The organism is Solemya elarraichensis gill symbiont (assembly GCF_002021095.1).
Classification (GTDB): domain Bacteria; phylum Pseudomonadota; class Gammaproteobacteria; order Chromatiales; family Chromatiaceae.
This window is the reverse complement of sequence record NZ_MPRK01000277.1, coordinates 1-2,099: the sequence shown is the minus strand read 5'-3', so window position 1 is coordinate 2,099 and position 2,099 is coordinate 1. Positions and strand designations below refer to the sequence as shown.

Here is a 2,099-nt window from a genome sequence, read left to right as displayed (position 1 = left end):
ACCCAACTTTAGACAAGGACTTTGAATTCGCAGAAATAGTGTCTGCAATTAATTCTCTGAAATTCCGGAAAGCAAGTGGAGTGGATGGAATTCAAGGCGAACATTTGAAATACGGCGGACGTTCTCTTATGTGCGTGATAACGAAACTGTTCAATTTAATCAAATTGCATACTTATGTGCCGAACATTTGGAAGCAGGGGCTAGTAGTTCCATTGTTTAAAGGCGGGAATAAAACGCGCAAAAGTCCAGATAATTACAGGCCGGTCACCCTATTATCCGTTGTCTATAAGCTGATGGAAAAAGTCCTAAATGCAAGACTAACTACGTGGACTACGGTCAATCACCCCGAGTTTCCCTCTTCACAGCAACAAGGATTTCAAAAACAGCTAAGCTGCACTACAACTGCCTTCGTCTTACGCGAAACTGTCCAATCGTGCCTTGACAACAATGAAAAGGCCTTTCTTTCGTTTTTGGACATCCGTAAAGCATTTGATACTGTCTGGCATAGTGGACTCATGTCTAAGTTATATGCGTTTGGAGTTACCGGAAGTGTATTTAAACTCATACACTGCTCATATCAACATATGCGTAGCGCAGTGATTATAAATGGAAGACAGTCACGATTCGTTAGTGTAGAAAGAGGCGTGCGCCAAGGGGGTGTCTTGTCAACCTTCCTATACCTCTTATACATGAATGATCTATCTCTGGCGCTTGAGACATCTGGATTTGGCATGAAATTAGGTCATATTACGTGTAGTAATCCAACCCTTGCAGACGACACGGTTTTGATCGCACGGTCACCTGTTCTTCTACAGAGAATGTTGGACATATGTTTTGCATACTCTACTGACTGGAAATTTCAATACAATCCGACAAAATGTTCGATAGTAATATTCGGCATGAATAAAACCTATAAGTCAAACTTTGACTTCCGGCTTGGAAATGCTCCCCTAAAGTTGGCAACGGAACAAGACCATTTGGGAATGGTTGTTAGTGACAAACTCACGTCATCCGAAATGGTGAAAAAGGCTGTACAGAAAGGAAGGAAGAAAGTGTTTGCAATTTTAGGCATGGGGGATGAATTTCTACAATCTAATCCATTGGTGCTTACTCATCTTTATAAGAAAATTGTTTTGACGTCAGTTCTTTATGGATGTGAATTCTGGAATTCATTATCGCGAAATGACTTGCGCAGCCTGGAAGTGTTCCAGCATTTTGTATGCAAACTGTTCTTACGCCTCCCAACACGTACAAGGTCAGACATGTGCGAAAGCATTCTCGGTGTTCACAGGATTACGGCTGAGATTGACAAACGGAAGCTTCTGTTCCTCCATAAGCTCATAGTGTTACCATTGAACAGTATCCCGAAGCATATGTTCCACCTCCGTCTGTTTTCGTACATAATCACACAAAAAGGAAATGGATTCATCCCCGACATTTGTGATATACTGAGTCGGTATAATCTCACACAGTACCTTACATCATTTATGGAAACGAATGGATTTCCAACCAAGAATGTTTGGAAACGCATTGTAAAGAATAGGATACGACATACAGAAAATACATTGTTACGCACTCGTATTAATCACGACTCTGACTTTGCCCGCTTCAGAGATGTCCACAACGAATACAAGCCGCTCGTTCATTGGCAGATCTCTAAAACTGCAAACGACAAAAGAAAGACATTCCTTCTGTGTAAAGCGCTTTCTCAAATCCCCCAGAACATACATCAAATATGTGAGAAATGTGACCGTCCTTTCAGGGATACGCTTCGCCATCTGGTGACCAGTTGTCCAAGCACACACTATTTTCGTAGTACTTTCTTTGATTTTGTCCTTAACATATTTGGGATTGACACTTTTGTTATGTTAGATGAACTAAATGGCGAACAGTTGCTACAAACTTGGTCGAGAAATCTTGTTGCCATTAACTGACAGTGAAAAAACGTTATTTGGGCGAAAGTGCGCCGAATTAATAAGGAGCTCTATTATCAGTTTCTTTCATAAATAATTCAGCTCAATTGATGCCTCCGGATATGAAACACATACATGATGTACATAGCATTTACTGGACATTTCCAGTTTTTTCTTTATTGTTGT

General features: G+C 40.7%; 1 protein-coding gene. It reads left to right on the top strand.

What is annotated here, in order from left to right; all coding sequences use genetic code 11:
- On the top strand, positions 1-1,934 hold a 1,934-nt coding region (locus BOW51_RS10110; RefSeq protein ID WP_135568246.1), incomplete at its 5' end, for an RNA-directed DNA polymerase.
- Positions 1,935-2,099: the final 165 nt, after the last annotated feature.